Raw genomic sequence first — 16,648 nt, 5'->3', positions numbered from 1 at the left:
TACCTCCTACAGCTGAAGAAGCCGTTCAATCCGTTCATCAATTTCCTCTTCCGTCATGCCTCCTACTTTTATTTCCATAATCGTCCCATTTGGATTAATGAAAAAAGTAGTAGGGTATGACTTTAGACCATAGCTGCGTTCTGTTTTGCGATTTACATCGCGCAGAATCGGATAGTTCAAATCAAAACGACGGACAAAATTGTTCACGGTCAACGTGTCCTCGCTTAAATTTATAGCTAAAATCACAAGGCCTTGATCCTTCCATTTCGCGTACTGTCGTTCAAACTCCGGCATTTCCTTCACGCACGGTGGACAGAATGTGCCCCAGAAATTAATGACGACAGCTTTCCCCTCATAATCAGACAGTTGTTTAAGATTGCCCTCTAAATCAACAAGCTCAAATGCAGGCGGCTTCCCGCCTTCCTTTAAAGGACCTTTGTCATCCGCGACAAATAAGGTAGATCCAATTGCGTACCCACCTATGATCAAGACGGCAATCAAAATGACAATTTGTACCGTCTTGCGCGATTTTCCCATAATTGTTTTTCACCACCAGCTTCTTTCTATGCAGCCACGAATATTACCATTATAACGAAAAGTCGACGGCAATTACTGCCGCCGTCGATTACTTTTTATGAACTTTATGTGTCTTGCTTTGCGCTATCGCAAGCAATTCTTTAATTTCCTGAGGCGTGAGATGACGATACTTTCCTCTGCCTAGGTTTTCAAGTCCAACTTCGCCAAAACGAATTCTTTTCAGCCTAATCACCTTATGTCCAATAGCTTCAAACATCCGGCGAACCTGACGGTTCCGGCCTTCAAAAATCGTAATTGTAATCGTTGCTTCATTTCCGTCCGTATCCACATCATGATATTCCACTTCTGCAGGCGCGGTCATGCCATCCTCTAGCTTAATCCCTTTTTGCAACTGCTCCAATGCCGTTCCATGAGGAACGCCTTTAACGGTCGCACGGTATGTTTTGGGAACATGATGACTTGGATGTGTTAACAAATTAGCGAATTCGCCATCATTCGTTAGGATAAGAAGTCCTTCCGTATCATAATCCAATCGACCGACCGGATATACTCGCTCTTTAATACCTGGCAAGAAATCAGAAACCACTTTGCGGCCTTGTGGATCTTTGGCGCTAGTTATGACTCCCTTGGATTTGTTAAGCATGAGATAGAGCTTCTTCTCGCTCCGAATCGGCTTGCCGTTAACCGTAATTGCATCAACCGCTGGATCAGCCTTAACGCCTAGCGTCGTAACCTTCTCACCATTAACTTCAACCATTCCTGCCAAAATCATTTCTTCACATTTGCGACGGGATGCAATTCCCGCTGCTGCTAATATTTTCTGTAAACGTTCCAATGCTTTCACCTCAATCTCCATCATAACGATATGAAGGCGAAAGTACAAGCTTCACTAGCCGAATATGTATAAGCAAATGAAAATTGCTGCGAAAAAACCTACTATATCGGAAAATAAACCAACTTTTAACGCATAACGTGACTTTCTTATTCCAATCGCTCCAAAATATACAGTAAGCACATACAGGGTTGTATCCGTGCTGCCTTGAATTGTGGAAGCAATTCTGCCGATCATAGAATCCGGGCCAAAGTTCTGAATAAGGTCAGTCGTGAAGGCTAACGAGCCTGCGCCAGTCAAAGGCCGCAAAATCCCGAGAGGCAGCACCTCGCTTGGGATACCGACCCAATCAAAGAGAGGTCGGACTGTAGAAAGCAGCAATTCCAAGGCTCCAGATGAGCGAAACATACTGATAGCAACCATCATGCCAACCAAATGAGGAATGATATTAATCGCTGTTCCGAAGCCATCCTTGGCCCCTTCAACAAACGTTTCATAGACAGGTACTTTGCGTCTTAAAGCTGCATAGAGCGGAATAAATACGATAATGGCTGGAATCATCCAAGCGGATAAGCTTGTAAAAATATTATACAATTGCCTCACCTCCGGAAGCTGGTGAAGCCGACTTCTTATTCTCAGGTCTAGGTGGCGAAGGAGCTATTGGCGGCGGTGGTGATTTTCTTCGATACCAGCGGTCGGCAAGTATTGCAGCCGTAGTAGCAACAAATGTCGCTGCCAGCGTTGTACCGATAATTTCAGCAGGGTTAGCTGAACCATAATTCATTCGAATGGCAATAAGCGTGGTGGGAATGATCGTAATGCTGGATGTATTTAGCGCAAGCAGCGTGCACATGGCTGGAGTTGCTGTAGCAGGATCAGGATTAAGCTTCTGAAGCTCCTGCATCGCTTTTATTCCCATTGGCGTGGCTGCATTTCCTAACCCAAAGAGATTAGCGCTTAAATTACTCATTATATATCCGAGAGCTGGGTGATTGGGAGGAACGTCAGGAAAAAGCTTGCGCACCACAGGCCCGAGCATTCGAGCAAGTGTACGCAGCAGCCCTGCATCCTCCGCTATTCGCATCATGCCAAGCCAAAACACCATGATACTAATTAATCCGAAGCTCACGGTGACACCCGACTTGGCTCCCTCGAAAGCTGCTTGCGTTACCGCATCCATCTTACCCGTTATCGCAGCTACTACAACACTCGCTACGATGAAAAACAACCAAATCCAGTTAACCATTTAGGTCGCCTCCCCCTCTACGCACCTATACTGTTTTGCAAGCAATCAGCGTCTCCCGCGCAGATTGCATGCTAATGCTCAAATAATGCATCTAATACTTTGATAATAGAGCCAAATATCGGCCCGCGCTGATCAAGCTTGTTTGCTTTTTGAAAATCAGCCAGCGATTGTAATGATTTTTGCGATGCCATTGAAAGTTGAAGTCTGCTGCTGTTTGGATCATACACAGGAACAGCACCAATTTGCTGCTCGTTTAGATACCATTCCAGAAATCCGCGCTCTCCTAACAAATATCGTGTTGTTCCTGCTTCAAGCAGCACAAGACGTGATTGAATATTTCCCGTTTCCTGCTCTTCCAGCGGGTATTTAAAAGATTGTCCAACAGCATAAGGGTAACCAGAAACTTGCTGCCCTTTAACTGCTATCTCTTGAAGCGGATAATGACCAAAACCCCAATCGAGCATTTTCCGGTGATCTGCCCAATCATCGCTGTCATTTATCGTCACAGCAGCAAGCTGTTGACCATTCCTAGTGGCGGAGCTAACTAAGCAGCGCAATGATTTTTTGGTATACCCCGTTTTTACACCGTCAGCACCCTCATACATCGTTAGCATTTTATTTTTGTTCGTGTAGCTGTACTCCCATTTCTCATGCGGATTAGGCACTTTTTTTACGCGCGTGCTTACGATTTCTGCAAATACGTCATTTTTCAAAGCATATGCAGTCAGCTTGGCCAAATCATTAGCTGAGGAATAATGCTCATCATCATCCAGCCCATGCGGATTTTTAAATTGCGTATGTTTCAAACCTAGAAAGGTCGCTTTCTCATTCATTAAATGAACAAAACCTTCCTCCGATCCACCAACATGCTCCGCGATTGCCGTTGCCGCATCGTTGCCGGACCTGAGCATCAGACCATACAACATATGATGCAAACTCATTTCTTCGCCAAGCTGAAGATAAATCGAAGAACCCTCTTTACCAACTGCTCGTTTGCTTGTCTTCACCATATCAGTCAGCTTCCCATGATCTATTGCAACAATAGCTGTCATGATTTTCGTTAAGCTTGCTATCCGCATCGGGGTATCGCCATCACTGCTATACAAAACTCTGCCTGACTCGACATCAATGAGAGCCGATGCCTTGGCATTCGTATACAACTTGCTTGGATTTGCGCTAACTGGGGGCAATACGCTTGTCCCAACCAATAAAGCAGATAACATTCCAACTGCAACAAATCGTTGCAGTTTTTTGAAATTCATATTCATACTTGCCCCTCCCGCAGCGATAGTAGATAAAGCTTGTGTGTGCGTATTTCAGTATATGCCTGTACATGTGGCTCTAGACGAAAAGTAGCTAACAAAAATGAAAAACTGCCCTCTCGGGCAGTTATGTCATCAGTTGTGTTCGTTTGCTTCGACACGTTCACTGATCACAGTTTGAGACGTATCCGTGTATACACCTGTACTCGAAGGCTGCTTCATCATCGATTGCAGCTTATCAAATACATGCGGAGCTGAGTCGATTACCCGCTCAAGCAGATGTGTTTGATTATCGAGCGGAACAATTTTTACGCCATGTGTTCCTACGACCAAGAAAGCAATTGGCGTAATCGACACGCCGCCACCGCTACCGCCGCCGAACGGAAGCGAAACGGAAGCATGCTGTGCATCAGATTGAGAGCCGTTCTTATGATCGGCATCATCTAATCGAATGTCACTGCCTCCTGCTACAAACCCAAAGCCTACTTTGGAGATCGGCATAATAATACTGCCATCCGGCGTTTGGACAGGGTCGCCTACAATAGTATTGACGTCAACCATCTCTTTAATATTTTCCATTGCGGTTTGCATTAAGCCTTGAATAGGATGTTCTGCCATACCTTGACGCCTCCTTTCAATTTCCTCATCCGAACTAAAAGCTGCAGTCCGGCAAGAATAGCATAACCGAAGCGGATTTGAGCTATGCATGACCATTCCGTTGTAAAAGCAGATCGTTGATAAATAGGCTGAACCATCATTTTCGGTTCTGTTTTGAGCTTAACCATTTGGGACAATACGCCAATGATTGATGTTTTTATGGACCAAACAAATCCAGTCGCCATAGCCGTCCACATTGCGTCACCGGTTCCTACTGATGTGGACCAGTTCCATTCCAAAAGACGGACCTTCGTAAGCGATTTTCTAACCCAACCCGTTAAGTTTTTCGTCATTTGTAACAGATGTTTTGTTCTTTCCATTAGATGCGCTATTTTTTCTGCGTCAATGTCCTCGTTATATTGTTTCCAAGTGTCAACGGCCACATTCTTTTTTGAAACCTGTTCCTTAAGTTGGATGGAGGTTCCTGTGAACTGAATAATCGGCACTTTAAAGCGGTATCTGAGGATTCCAAATAAGGCCTTTATATTCAACTCAAAATCATCGTTTTGATCAATTCTCCTCAGATGGCCTCTTAATTCGACCTGCGAAGTGAGGCAGACGACCAAAATGAGCAAAAAAAAGAGACCGACCGCCGTCATCCAACCGTAGGGGTAACCGAGCATCATGATGCTTCCTCCGTTTCCCTAATATGGGTTGAATATAGTATGACCCGGCGGCCAAATCTCATTCTTTTATTTCTTCAATTGTCATCTGCGTGCCATCTAATCTCTCAAATAGCAGCTGAGTTTGTTCCTCCAAGGCATCATCGATATCAACGCTGCCTGGTTCTGGCAATTCTTTTATGGACGGCAATCCAAAATAATCTAAAAATGATTTCGTTGTTCCGTACAAAATAGGTCTGCCAATCTGCTCGGCGCGGCCAACCTCTTCGATTAAATCCTTTGATACAAGCGATTGAATCGCTCTGTCGCTCTTTACGCCGCGAATTTCTTCAATCGATATTCTTGTTATCGGCTGGCGATAAGCGACGATGGACAGCGTTTCTAATGCAGCTTGTGACAGCTGCGATCTCGTAGGAGTGTATGCCATACGCTCAAAATAAGGCGCATGCTCCAAATGAGTCGTCAGCCGATAGGAGGCTGCCACCTCTGCGATTTGAATACCGCGCCCCTCGCGCTCCAAATCGCGCTGCAAATCATAAACCAAATCGGAAGCGAGCTCGGCATCCAGCTCCAAAATATCAGCTAGTTGCCGCTTCGTAAGGCCTTCATCACCTGCCATAAACAGCAGGCCCTCAATAATTGTCTTCAACTTCGGATAATCCAATTTGCGACGACTCTCCTCTCCAATGAATGACGATGTCGTCAAATAACTGATGCTGAAAACAACGAATATGTTTCATTTTCATTAATTCTAGAATGGCTAGAAAAGTAACCACGATTTCATGCCTGTCCATGTTCTCGCGAATAAGCCGTGAAAAACGAACCGTTTCGAATTGCTTGAGCACCTCGACAATGTCCCGTATTCGATCTTTAACGGAAATCTCGTCGCGATGTATGGTAGCAACGACATTACGCCTTGATGCGCGGCGCAGCGCCTTTTGAAAGGCAGTAATCAAATCCGACAAGTGAAGACCCTCCACCGGATTAACAATCTCTTCTTTCAAAAATGGCGTCATATCCTCAGGTTCCCTTGAATAGACAAGGCTGCGCTCGAATTCCTTCTCGCGCAGCTGCTCGGCTATTTGTTTGAATTTCCGGTATTCTACGAGCTTCTGGATGAGCTCATCGCGTGGATCCAATCCGTCATCCGGCCAATCCTCATAGTCTTCCTCAAATACAGGCGGCTTTGGAAGTAGCTGCTTGCTCTTTATCGCCAAAAGGGTTGCCGCCATAACTAAAAATTCACTCGTGACCTCAAGCTCGAGCTCTTTCATCGCATGAAGATAATCCATATATTGAATTGTAATCTCACTGATAGACACCTCATGGATATCGATCTCCGCCTTGTCGATCAAGTGAAGCAGCAGATCCAGCGGCCCCTCAAAAGAATCCAGCTTATAAAGCACTGACACTTACATTTCCTCCCGCCTAGCCTTATCTTCGCTGCTTAGCCTTGCAATTGTTTGGTTAGGTTCGCCATTTCAATTGCGCTTGTAGCAGCCTCATAACCTTTGTTGCCTGCTTTTGTACCTGCACGCTCAATGGCCTGTTCAATCGAATCAACAGTCAATACACCAAAAATAGTCGGAATGCCTGTTTTCAAAGCGATTGCCGCAACACCCTTTGCTGCTTCGTTGCAAACAAAATCGAAATGCGGTGTTGAACCACGAATAACAGCGCCAAGCGTAATGACAGCATCATACTTTCCGCTTTCTGCCATTTTTTGCGCGATTAAAGGAATTTCAAACGCTCCCGGCACCCATGCTACCTCAACATCTGAATCCTGTGCGCCATGACGTTTGAAAGCATCAAGTGCGCCTCCAAGCAGCTTGCTTGAAATAAACTCGTTAAAACGTCCTACTACTACTCCATATTTTAAACCTTCTGATACTAAATGTCCCTCATAAATTCGTGTCATTTGTCATCTTCCTTCCATTATTTTAAATGATGTAGTCAATATCTTCAAAGCTAAGTAAATGACCAAGCTTAGATTTCTTTGTGCGGAGATAACTTTTATTATCTTCCTTTAACTCCATTTGTATAGGAATACGTTCTACAACCTCTAGTCCGTAGCCTTCAAGACCTTTAATTTTCCGAGGATTGTTCGTCATCAACCGCATTTGGCGAACGCCAAGATCCTTCAAAATTTGTGCGCCTATACCATAATCGCGCAAATCTGCCGGAAAGCCAAGCTTTAAATTAGCATCAACCGTATCAAAACCTTCTTCTTGCAGTGCATAGGCCTTCAATTTGTTAATCAAACCAATGCCTCTGCCCTCTTGGCGCATATAAAGCAGAACGCCGCTGCCTGCTTCTTCGATCTGTTTAAGCGCCGCTTCAAGCTGCGGTCCGCAGTCGCAACGATGCGAATGAAAAACATCGCCGGTTAAGCATTCAGAGTGAACCCGCACAAGCAAGGGACGTTCAGGATCGATGTCGCCTTTAACGAGAGCGATATGCTCTTTGTTATCCACTAAATTTGTATAAGCAATAGCGCGGAAAGTGCCAAAATCAGTTGGCAGCTTCACATCAACTGCTCGCTCAACAAGCTTTTCTTTCTCGTTGCGATATTGAATCAGCTCTTGAATCGTAATGAGCTTCAGATTGTGCTTTTCTTTAAAGACAAGCAAATCTGGCAAACGAGACATCGTGCCGTCTTCATTAATGATTTCACAAATCGCTGCTGCAGGCGCCGAACCGCACATGACCGCCAAATCTATAGCCGCCTCCGTATGTCCAGCACGACGGAGTACGCCACCGGGTCTTGCAATCAAGGGGAAAATATGACCTGGCCTGCGGAAATCTGCTGCTTTCGTCGTTGGATCAATGAGCGCTTTAACCGTTTCTGAGCGTTCAAATGCGGAAATCCCAGTAGTCGTTCCAATATAATCAACGGAAACGGTAAATGCCGTCCCGTGATAATCGGTATTATGCGTAACCATTGGCGGAAGGTCAAGCTGGTCTGCTCGCTCTTGCGTAATGGGAACACACACAAGACCTCTAGCCTCTGTAATCATAAAGTTAATGACCTCAGGCGTCATTGTATCAGCAAGTGCAATAAGGTCGCCCTCATTTTCCCGATCCTCGTCGTCAACGACAATAATCGGCTTGCCAAGCTTAAGATCCGCCAAAGCAGCTTCAACTGAATCAAATGGTTTTTTATCTGTTTGTTCCATATGGGTTTCCCTCCTTTGTGACAACCAAACCTTTATAAGGCTTCTACCTTGCCTTCAAAGGTTATTTTTAAGTTTAATTACAGTTTAAAACCAGTTTAATACCAAACCTTAAAGGCTAATACCAAACCTTAAAGGCTTTTCGAACCCACCCAAACCCTCCCTTCCAAGGGAGGGCCCCGAGGACTGCGTCCTCTGGACACCTGCAATTGAACTAACGTAGGCATGACTCAGGTGGCTGTGTGCTAACATTGGTTAAAGATCGCTTTCGTCCCTACGGGACACGCTTACTGTTTGAGCAGCCTAGTTGTTAGTTCAATTAAATAAAAATACTTTAAAGATCGCTTTCGTCCCTGCGGGACAGGCTTGCTGTTTGAGCACTCGAGTTTTCATGACAACCAGACTAGACACTACTGATACTTGACTAACTTATTTACAAAAAACCATTTTCCATTAGAAAAGATGTAGTGAGCTTGGCTTTGGCTGGCAAGGCTTCTGGCTGCTTGAAATGAAGCAGGTGATCGACGTACTTGCCGATGACATCACATTCGATATTAACGGAATCGCCTGCACGCTTATGCTGTAAGGCCGTTTCGCCTAATGTGTGTGGAATAATCGATACGGATAACGTTTGTGATGATGTATCCACTACAGTAAGGCTTATGCCATCAATTGTGATCGAGCCTTTTGGAATCACATAACGCAACATGTCTGCGTCGTCGATATGGATTTTATAAACAACAGCATTAGCATCCGTTTCTCGTGAAGTTATTTTCCCGGTTCCATCAACATGCCCCTGTACGATATGACCGCCAAAACGTCCGCCAGCTTGCATCGCTCTCTCTAAATTCACTTGTTCGCCAGCACGAAGCTGATGAAGATTAGACTTGCGATAAGTCTCAGGCATCACGTCAGCTGCAAATGATGCACCATCAAACGACGTTACCGTTAAACAAACGCCATTAACCGAGATGCTATCACCCAGCTTAACACCATCAGTAACAAGGGATGCTCCGATGACTAGCCTCATCGCCTCGCCTTGCTTCGTGATTCCTTTCATCTTTCCCACTTCTTCCACTAATCCGGTAAACATGGGTTTCCTCCTCAAAGGTTCGCTAATGCAGCAAACCTACTTCAAAACAACATAAATCCTGCGATGATGCCAGAGATTTGTTCAACGCCTTATCCTTAATAAACTGGATATCCCGAGACGCAAATGTCCTCGCCGGCCATTTCTACGCTTACTCGATCTAGGGAAATCGCATCGGCCATTTTTTCGAATCCAGCGAAAGTAAATGTACCTGGTGCATCCAAGCCGCCGATAATCTTGGTCGCGTAATACAGCATGATTTTATCAATAAGACCTGCCTCTAACATTGCACCATTTAATTGACCTCCGCCTTCAAGCAAGATTGAGCCGATTTCAAGCTCCCCCAGCTTCTTCATCCCTTCACTGAGATCTACTTTTGCTCCCGTACCGCAAATGATGACCTCAATCCCTGCTGCTTCAAGCGCTTGGCGATTGTCCAAGCTAGCTTGGCTGGAAGTTAAAACAATCGTTCTAATTGAGCGATCCGTTACAACTCTGGCATTAAGCGGCAGCCTTAGTGCTGAATCCACGATAATCCGTATCGGATCAATTGCAGGGACAGATGCTCTCGTATTGAGCAGTGGATCGTCCGCAAGTACTGTTCCTATGCCAACCATAATGGCTTCATGCTGATGACGCAGCGTATGAACCTGCTCGCGAGCAACTGCACCAGTCACCCATCGGCTATCACCTGAATGAGAAGCAATTTTGCCATCAAGCGTACTCGCAGTTTTTAAAGTAACGAATGGGAGGCGGGTCGTAATGTACTTATTAAATTTTTCATTCATTTGCTGCGATCTTTGCTCGAAAACGCCAACCGTAACGTCGATCCCTTCTTCACGAAGCCTTGCAATGCCTCGGCCTGACACTGCTGGATTAGGATCGCCGCTTGCGACTACAACCCTTGCAGCTTTCGCATCAATGATACGTTCACAGCATGGAGGTGTCTTTCCAAAATGGCTGCATGGCTCTAATGTTACATAAACGGTTGCTCCTTCAGCCGCATCTCCCGCCATCTGAAGCGCATGCACTTCAGCATGACCAGTTCCTCGCTTTAGATGCGTGCCAATGCCGACAATGGCACCATCCTTTACGACGACGCAGCCGACAACAGGATTAATGCCGGTTTGACCCGAAGCTTTTGCAGCCATATCTAACGCTAATCCCATATAATATTCATCATTTAAAATGTCCATAAACAAAAAACACCCCCATCGGCATACGATCCGACAGGGGTGATGAAAGATAAAACGAGAACTACGACAAAACCGATCGATGTTGTCGGCTTTGAGAGCCGTCGCTATCTTACGTCGCAAAATTGCGAAATCGGTTTGTAAAGTACACTAAATAAACTAACCTAATATGTATGTGAAATAAAACACATACAAATAAGCAGTAAATTGTAGCTGTCGAAGCATCCCCTTCTCCCATCCAGACTGTACTGTCGGTCCCGGAGTTTCACCAGGTCCACCGTTTTAATCGTATTCTATCCAAATAATCTTGGATAAAATGCCGTTTAAACCGGGTCACGGACTGACGAGAGGCACAGAAATTCGGTTATCCGATATTCTGTGCCTTCCCGATCACCGCCGGTTAGGAATTTCACCTACCCCGAAGGATTGCTGCACTTACAATATTATAGTTAGTATCTTAACATTAAATCGATTCGACTTCAACCTTTTCCATTTTGTCTCCGCCTTTGAAAGCATCAACAAACTCCATACCTTTTGAAACCTTGCCAAAAACAGTATGTCCGCCATCCAAATGCGGTTGTGGTGCATAACCGATATAGAATTGGCTGCCGCCTGTATTGCGACCAGCATGCGCCATTGCTAGAGAACCGCGCTCATGCTTATTAGGGTTGATTTCACAATCGATTTGGTATCCAGGACCGCCTGTACCTGTTCCGTTTGGACATCCGCCTTGAGCAACGAAACCAGGGATAACACGGTGGAAAGTAAGACCGTTGTAAAAACCTTCGTTAGCAAGCTTTTCAAAGTTTGCTACTGTGTTCGGCGCGTCTTGATCGAATAGATCGATAAGAACCTCTCCGCCGTTTGCTAGTGTGATTTTTGCTTGTTTAGCCATTGCTGCATCTACCTTTCTTTTATCCGAATAAGACTACGTTACCAATTTCGCTCTTATTTCGCAAGCGATGATTTTTGAAGTCTTGCCGGAATGACGTCATTGCAAACGATATTTTCAAGCGATTCACGCTTAACAGCAAGGTCTGCCTGACCATCTTTAACGAAAACGACAGCCGGACGACGAATGCGGTTATAGTTGCTCGCCATTGCATAATTATAAGCACCCGTACAGAAAACAGCAAGTAAATCGCCATTTTTTGCTTTAGGCAATTCCAAATCCCAAATGAGCATGTCGCCACTCTCGCAGCATTTGCCCGCGATGGAAACCGTTTCTTCAGCAGCTTCATTCGCACGATTAGCGAGTACTGCCTCATATTTGGATTGGTAAAGCGCTGGGCGAGGGTTGTCCGTCATACCACCGTCTACAGCAATGTATTTACGTACACCGGGGATATTTTTGCTTGTACCTACTGTATACAAAGTTGTTCCTGCATCGCCAACCATACTGCGGCCTGGCTCTACCCAAATCTCAGGCAATGGGAACTCTGCATCTGTAAACTTCGAAATGATAGCGCCAGTAATTGCCGCAACATATTCGCTGATTGGCAATGGTGTGTCGCCATCAACATAACGAATACCAAAGCCGCCGCCAAGATTGATAACTTTAAACGTTAGGTTAAGCTCATTACGAATCTCAACCGCGAAATCAGCAACCTTGTCCACAGCCATACGGAAGCCTTCAACTTCGAAAATTTGTGATCCAATATGGGAATGAACGCCCAAAACAATCAGGTTAGGCAAAGCAATCGCTTCTTGAATCGCTTGTTTCGCCGCGCCATTGCCAAGGTCGAAACCAAATTTCGAATCCGTTTGCCCAGTAGAAATATAGTCATGAGTATGTGCTTCAACGCCAGGCGTGATACGAAGTAGAATGTTTACTTTCTTGCCTTTATCGCCAGCAAGAGCATTCAGAAGCTCAAGCTCCATGAAATTGTCAACGACAAAGCAGCCGATCCCAGCATCAAGTGCCATGTTGATTTCCTCAGGCGTTTTGTTGTTGCCGTGGAAATGGATACGTTCAGCAGGGAAGCCTGCTTGCATTGCTGTGTAAAGCTCACCGTCGGATACAACATCCAGCGACAGCCCTTCTTGCTCAGCAATCGCACACATTGCCATTACACTAAACGCTTTGCTTGCATATGCGACTTGAAATCTAAGACCTGATGCTTTGAAGGCTTCTACATACTCGCTTGCGCGCTTACGAACAAGAGCCTCATCCACAATATATAGTGGCGTACCAAACTGTGCAGCCAAATCAGCTACATCACAGCCGCCAATTTCCAAATGTCCTTTTTCGTTAATATTACTAGTTCCATGCAGGTACATAATTTCCCCTCAGCTTTCTTCTATCTGCATGCAGATAGAACGGATAGAATTTGCATTAATAGGTTTAGTATAACGCAATCTACCCGGACTACGAAATGGATAAATCCACATTTCATTTGCATTTTATGAATCTACTCTGTATTTGGCATCTTATCGCTCTGCTGAGGCCGCAAAATATTTGGGCGCTGCCGGTTGTACAGGACTGGCTGACGAATGATAATGCTCCAAAGGGCGTGCATATCAAACGGTATAATCGGCCACATATACGGACGGTTGAATGAGCGCTCTTTGATCAGCATCAACAAAATTGCCGTCGTCGCAATGACGAAACCCGGCACACTGAAGGCGGCCACCGATATGATTAACACGAGCCTTACGATTCGATTCGCAAGTCCAAGCTCATAACTTGGTGTTGCGAACATCCCAATCGCTGAAATCGCCATATACAAAATAACTTCATTTACAAAGACGCCGGTCTTAACGGCAATATCACCAATGAGAATCGCAGCAACTAACGACATAGCCGTTGCGAGAGATGTAGGCGTATGAACAGAAGCCATACGCAGCAAATCCACGCCTATCTCAGCTAACAGAAATTGTACGACTAATGGCAGTTTGCCGGTCTTACTCGGACCAATAAACTCAAGAGCAACAGGCTTCATTTCCGGATGCATGACGAACAGCAGCCATAACGGCAGCATGAACAACGATGCCAAAATACCTATAAATCTCACCCAGCGCAGATAGGTGCCAATAAATGGTGTTTGTCGATTCTCCTCTGCATGCTGCATTAGATCGGTATATGTAGTCGGCAGCGTCATTACACTTGGCGAAGTATCAACGAATACTGCAACTGAACCCTCTAGCAGATGTGCAGCTACCGTATCGGGTCTTTCTGAATATCGAACAAGCGGGAAGGGATTCCAGCCCCTTTTTACAGTAGACTCCTCCAGTTGCTTGTCCGCAAGCGGCAGCCCGTCTATTTTCACCATAGCGATTTTGTCTTTGACGGACTTAAGCAGCTCCTTGTCCACAATATCGTCGATATAAGCAATACAAACATCCGTTTGTGTCCGATCGCCCACCCGCACAATTTCATAGCGCAGCTGGGGATCACGCAACCGCCTGCGAACAAGTGAAATGTTGACCATCAACGTTTCTACGAAGCCATCTCTGCTGCCGCGTACAACTTTCTCAAGCGAAGGCTCCTCTGGTCCTCTTGCGGGGAAAGCCTTCGCATCAATCATGAGAACACTGGATTCACCATCAATAAACAATGCGGTTACACCGGATAACACGCACGTCAGCATGTTATTCCAATCGTCTTCCTTTATGACCTGCGCCGCAGGAACATATAAATCAAGGAAAGAATGAAAGGCATCCGCAGATAAATCCTCGGGTTGGAGATACGTTAATCGCTTGAGCACATCTGACAGCAGCGTATCCTTAACCAAACCGTTCAACGACAACATTGCTGTGCGCTTCTCGCCAAACGTCATCTCTCTCACAACAACGTCGAAGCTTACTTTATAACCGATCTCATTTTCCAATCTCATCAGAACTTCATCCAAATCGCTCGGAATCGGAGTTATGTCCTTATTACCGTTCTTATTGGAAACAGCTGTGCTGACATTGTTTTTTTTATTTCCACTACCGAATGATGTTTTGTTTCGAGCAACTCCCGATTCCTCTTTCTGTTGATCCTCATTGACTTCTAGAAACGGAGGTCTTCCATTTTGTTCATTATCGTTGTCATGAAAATTTTCATTGTCATTCATGTTAGCTCACCCCATCCTTACTGTATCACCATTGAAATACTAACCAATCGAATAATGAGCCCAACGTTTTGCCTAGAACCATTGCCATGACGAGACTGACCATATAAGCAGATAAATTCATTCTTTTGGCCAAAATCGGGAGCACATTCATTACCTCAGTCAAGGCTGCTGCGAGCATCCCCACAAACATGCCATCAATCAGTCCTGTAGCACTTAAAAATAGACCCGAAGGCAGCGAAAGCTTCCAGCTCATAAAATCAGCAAAGGTCCAGTACAGCGAACCGGATATGACGGCGGTCTCAAACCACACTGACATCCGGTAAGCATTAGCAACTTGAGCGAGCCGCGGAATGAGATCAAGGACAATTAGCAATGCTACCAACCCACTGCCTACAGCAAGACCCCCTGCCAAGCCTAGCAGAGCAATAAAAATATTAGCAGCAGCACTAATCATGCTTGTCCCCCTGCGTTTGATCGTAATCCGATTTTTTACGCATTTCGTCGGCGATGACATAGGCATTTACATTTTCTTGATACATATAGAGCTCAACCTCAAGCGGGTTAGGCTCCTCATTGAATCGTTTACGGAATAAATGGTTGAAAAACAATACCATCCCAAGTCCGATGCCCAGAGAATAAGGGATTTGAAACCATAGCGGATGCTCCGTGCGCTTCCCCGTTATCAGTTCGACAATTCGGATATGAACCTCCTTCATACTGACATCCGTATGAAAGTTCATAATCGCAAGGCCCGCTCCAAAGAACAGCAGCAGCCACGAAAAAATAAGCACTGCAATACGCGGTTTTACTGGCTTCTCCGCCACCATAACGAGCACTTGAGGGTCACCATAGGCTTCTACAGTTAAACCCGGCTCAAGCTCTCTTATCGCTTTGACGATTTGAAGCAAGTCTATAACGACGCGATTGCCATCCGCCTTCTTGTGCTCGTAAAGAACAAGCCCCTTCAAGCGGTTCTCAAGCAAGTCATCCTTTGCGAGCAGTCTCGCTGCTTGGCCTAAGGAAACGCGTTGATTCGGTTTCATGTATATCCGTTTTTTCAGACGCAGATAGAGGACCGAATGGTTTGGTTTTGCCATTTGTCAACTTCCCTTCTGCTGATACGTTGGTGTATGTTTCCCTTTTAGTATGATATAAGGACGATTCGGATACTCATGCAAATTGAGGTAAAAAATAGAAAAAAACCAAACCGCCTTAAAGGGCGATTTGGTCTCGGATGGACTGCAATATTTTTTTCTCAAGCCGTGATACCTGTACCTGTGATATACCAAGCCTGCTCGCTACTTCGGATTGCGTTTTGTCACGGTAATACCGCAAATATACAATCAATCGTTCACGCTCGCTTAGACCTTCGATGGCTTCCACAAGCGCAAGCTTGTCAAACCACCGATCCTGAGATTCATCGGCTATTTGATCCATCAGAGTGATAGGGTCCCCGTCATTTTCAAACACAGTTTCGTGTATCGAAGTTGGCGGCTTATTCGCTTCTTGAGCGAATACAACATCCTCTGGGGTAATGCCCAGCCGCTCCGCAACCTCGCTAATGGTGGGCAATCGACCTAACGTTTTGGAAAGCTCATCCTTCATTTTGCGCACCTTATTGGCGGTTTCCTTAAGGGATCTGCTAACTTTCAACGTACCATCATCGCGTAAAAATCGCTGAATTTCCCCAATGATCATGGGAACTGCATAAGTTGAAAACTTAACATCATAAGACAAATCAAATTTGTCTACTGATTTAAGCAATCCTATGCAGCCGATTTGGAACAAATCATCGGGCTCATAACCACGATTGATGAACCGCTGCACGACTGACCAAACTAGCCGAATATTACACTGTACGAGTGTATCCCTTGCAAGCGTATCGCCGGACTGACTTAACGCAATAAGCCGCTTCACTTCCGCGTCATCCAAGTATGGCTGGGCCGTCTGCTTTAGATTGACATCCATGAGGTTCAA

At 45.3% G+C, this 16,648-nt stretch carries 19 protein-coding genes and 1 riboswitch; all 19 genes read right to left on the bottom strand.

Features of this window, described 5'->3' with window-relative positions; translation table 11 throughout:
* Window positions 1-6 precede the first annotated feature (6 nt).
* Complete coding sequence (locus tag AC1DPK_RS12775) at window positions 7-537, bottom strand: redoxin domain-containing protein (protein WP_477510536.1); 531 nt, start codon at window positions 535-537, stop codon at window positions 7-9.
* Between the two features lie 88 nt (window positions 538-625).
* The gene (locus AC1DPK_RS12770; protein WP_054026970.1) at window positions 626-1,372 is read right to left on the bottom strand and encodes a pseudouridine synthase; all 747 of its coding nucleotides are present in this window, start codon (window positions 1,370-1,372) and stop codon (window positions 626-628) included.
* A 54-nt stretch (window positions 1,373-1,426) separates the two neighbouring features.
* On the bottom strand, window positions 1,427-1,930 hold the full coding sequence (locus tag AC1DPK_RS12765) for a spore maturation protein (protein WP_179089938.1): 504 nt from the start codon (window positions 1,928-1,930) through the stop codon (window positions 1,427-1,429).
* A 25-nt stretch (window positions 1,931-1,955) separates the two neighbouring features.
* Window positions 1,956-2,615, bottom strand: a complete 660-nt coding sequence (locus tag AC1DPK_RS12760) for a nucleoside recognition domain-containing protein (RefSeq protein ID WP_477510535.1) — start codon at window positions 2,613-2,615, stop codon at window positions 1,956-1,958.
* A 71-nt stretch (window positions 2,616-2,686) separates the two neighbouring features.
* Window positions 2,687-3,883: a D-alanyl-D-alanine carboxypeptidase family protein gene (locus AC1DPK_RS12755; protein ID WP_477510534.1), complete on the bottom strand. Its 1,197-nt coding sequence runs from the start codon at window positions 3,881-3,883 to the stop codon at window positions 2,687-2,689.
* Window positions 3,884-4,012: 129 nt separating this feature from the next.
* The gene (gene ytfJ, locus AC1DPK_RS12750; protein WP_076271380.1) at window positions 4,013-4,495 is read right to left on the bottom strand and encodes a GerW family sporulation protein; all 483 of its coding nucleotides are present in this window, start codon (window positions 4,493-4,495) and stop codon (window positions 4,013-4,015) included.
* Complete coding sequence (locus AC1DPK_RS12745) at window positions 4,468-5,160, bottom strand: DUF2953 domain-containing protein (protein WP_339203312.1); 693 nt, start codon at window positions 5,158-5,160, stop codon at window positions 4,468-4,470. The genes ytfJ and AC1DPK_RS12745 overlap by 28 nt, the downstream gene beginning before the upstream one ends.
* Window positions 5,161-5,218: 58 nt before the next feature.
* Entirely contained in the window at window positions 5,219-5,821 is a 603-nt protein-coding gene (gene scpB / locus AC1DPK_RS12740; protein ID WP_076271382.1) for an SMC-Scp complex subunit ScpB, read from the bottom strand.
* The gene (locus AC1DPK_RS12735; protein WP_339203315.1) at window positions 5,790-6,569 is read right to left on the bottom strand and encodes a segregation and condensation protein A; all 780 of its coding nucleotides are present in this window, start codon (window positions 6,567-6,569) and stop codon (window positions 5,790-5,792) included. Before AC1DPK_RS12735 ends, scpB begins: the two co-directional genes overlap by 32 nt.
* A gap of 35 nt (window positions 6,570-6,604) precedes the next feature.
* A complete protein-coding gene (ribH, locus tag AC1DPK_RS12730) occupies window positions 6,605-7,075 on the bottom strand; it encodes a 6,7-dimethyl-8-ribityllumazine synthase (protein WP_053376708.1) in 471 nt (156 codons plus the stop codon).
* Window positions 7,076-7,097: 22 nt separating this feature from the next.
* Window positions 7,098-8,333, bottom strand: coding sequence for a bifunctional 3,4-dihydroxy-2-butanone-4-phosphate synthase/GTP cyclohydrolase II (locus tag AC1DPK_RS12725; protein ID WP_076271384.1), 1,236 nt, complete (start codon window positions 8,331-8,333; stop codon window positions 7,098-7,100).
* A gap of 430 nt (window positions 8,334-8,763) precedes the next feature.
* Window positions 8,764-9,423, bottom strand: a complete 660-nt coding sequence (gene ribE / locus AC1DPK_RS12720; protein ID WP_477510533.1) for a riboflavin synthase — start codon at window positions 9,421-9,423, stop codon at window positions 8,764-8,766.
* Window positions 9,424-9,518: 95 nt separating this feature from the next.
* The gene (gene ribD, locus AC1DPK_RS12715; protein ID WP_477510532.1) at window positions 9,519-10,616 is read right to left on the bottom strand and encodes a bifunctional diaminohydroxyphosphoribosylaminopyrimidine deaminase/5-amino-6-(5-phosphoribosylamino)uracil reductase RibD; all 1,098 of its coding nucleotides are present in this window, start codon (window positions 10,614-10,616) and stop codon (window positions 9,519-9,521) included.
* A gap of 219 nt (window positions 10,617-10,835) precedes the next feature.
* Window positions 10,836-11,043, bottom strand: a riboswitch (FMN riboswitch).
* Between the two features lie 33 nt (window positions 11,044-11,076).
* Window positions 11,077-11,508, bottom strand: coding sequence for a peptidylprolyl isomerase (locus AC1DPK_RS12710; RefSeq protein ID WP_477510531.1), 432 nt, complete (start codon window positions 11,506-11,508; stop codon window positions 11,077-11,079).
* Window positions 11,509-11,561: 53 nt separating this feature from the next.
* Window positions 11,562-12,893, bottom strand: a complete 1,332-nt coding sequence (gene lysA, locus AC1DPK_RS12705; protein ID WP_477510530.1) for a diaminopimelate decarboxylase — start codon at window positions 12,891-12,893, stop codon at window positions 11,562-11,564.
* A 131-nt stretch (window positions 12,894-13,024) separates the two neighbouring features.
* Window positions 13,025-14,671, bottom strand: a complete 1,647-nt coding sequence (locus tag AC1DPK_RS12700; RefSeq protein ID WP_477510529.1) for a spore germination protein — start codon at window positions 14,669-14,671, stop codon at window positions 13,025-13,027.
* 25 nt (window positions 14,672-14,696) lie between these two features.
* Entirely contained in the window at window positions 14,697-15,125 is a 429-nt protein-coding gene (locus AC1DPK_RS12695) for a stage V sporulation protein AB (RefSeq protein ID WP_076271390.1), read from the bottom strand.
* Window positions 15,118-15,768, bottom strand: coding sequence for a stage V sporulation protein AA (locus AC1DPK_RS12690; protein WP_477510528.1), 651 nt, complete (start codon window positions 15,766-15,768; stop codon window positions 15,118-15,120). Before AC1DPK_RS12690 ends, AC1DPK_RS12695 begins: the two co-directional genes overlap by 8 nt.
* Before the next feature lie 115 nt (window positions 15,769-15,883).
* A complete protein-coding gene (sigF, locus tag AC1DPK_RS12685) occupies window positions 15,884-16,639 on the bottom strand; it encodes an RNA polymerase sporulation sigma factor SigF (RefSeq protein WP_054024324.1) in 756 nt (251 codons plus the stop codon).
* Between the last annotated feature and the right edge of the window lie 9 nt (window positions 16,640-16,648).

It is taken from the genome of Paenibacillus sp. 01T424 (genome assembly GCF_056398745.1).
This window is presented reverse-complemented; position numbering and strand designations above follow the sequence as displayed.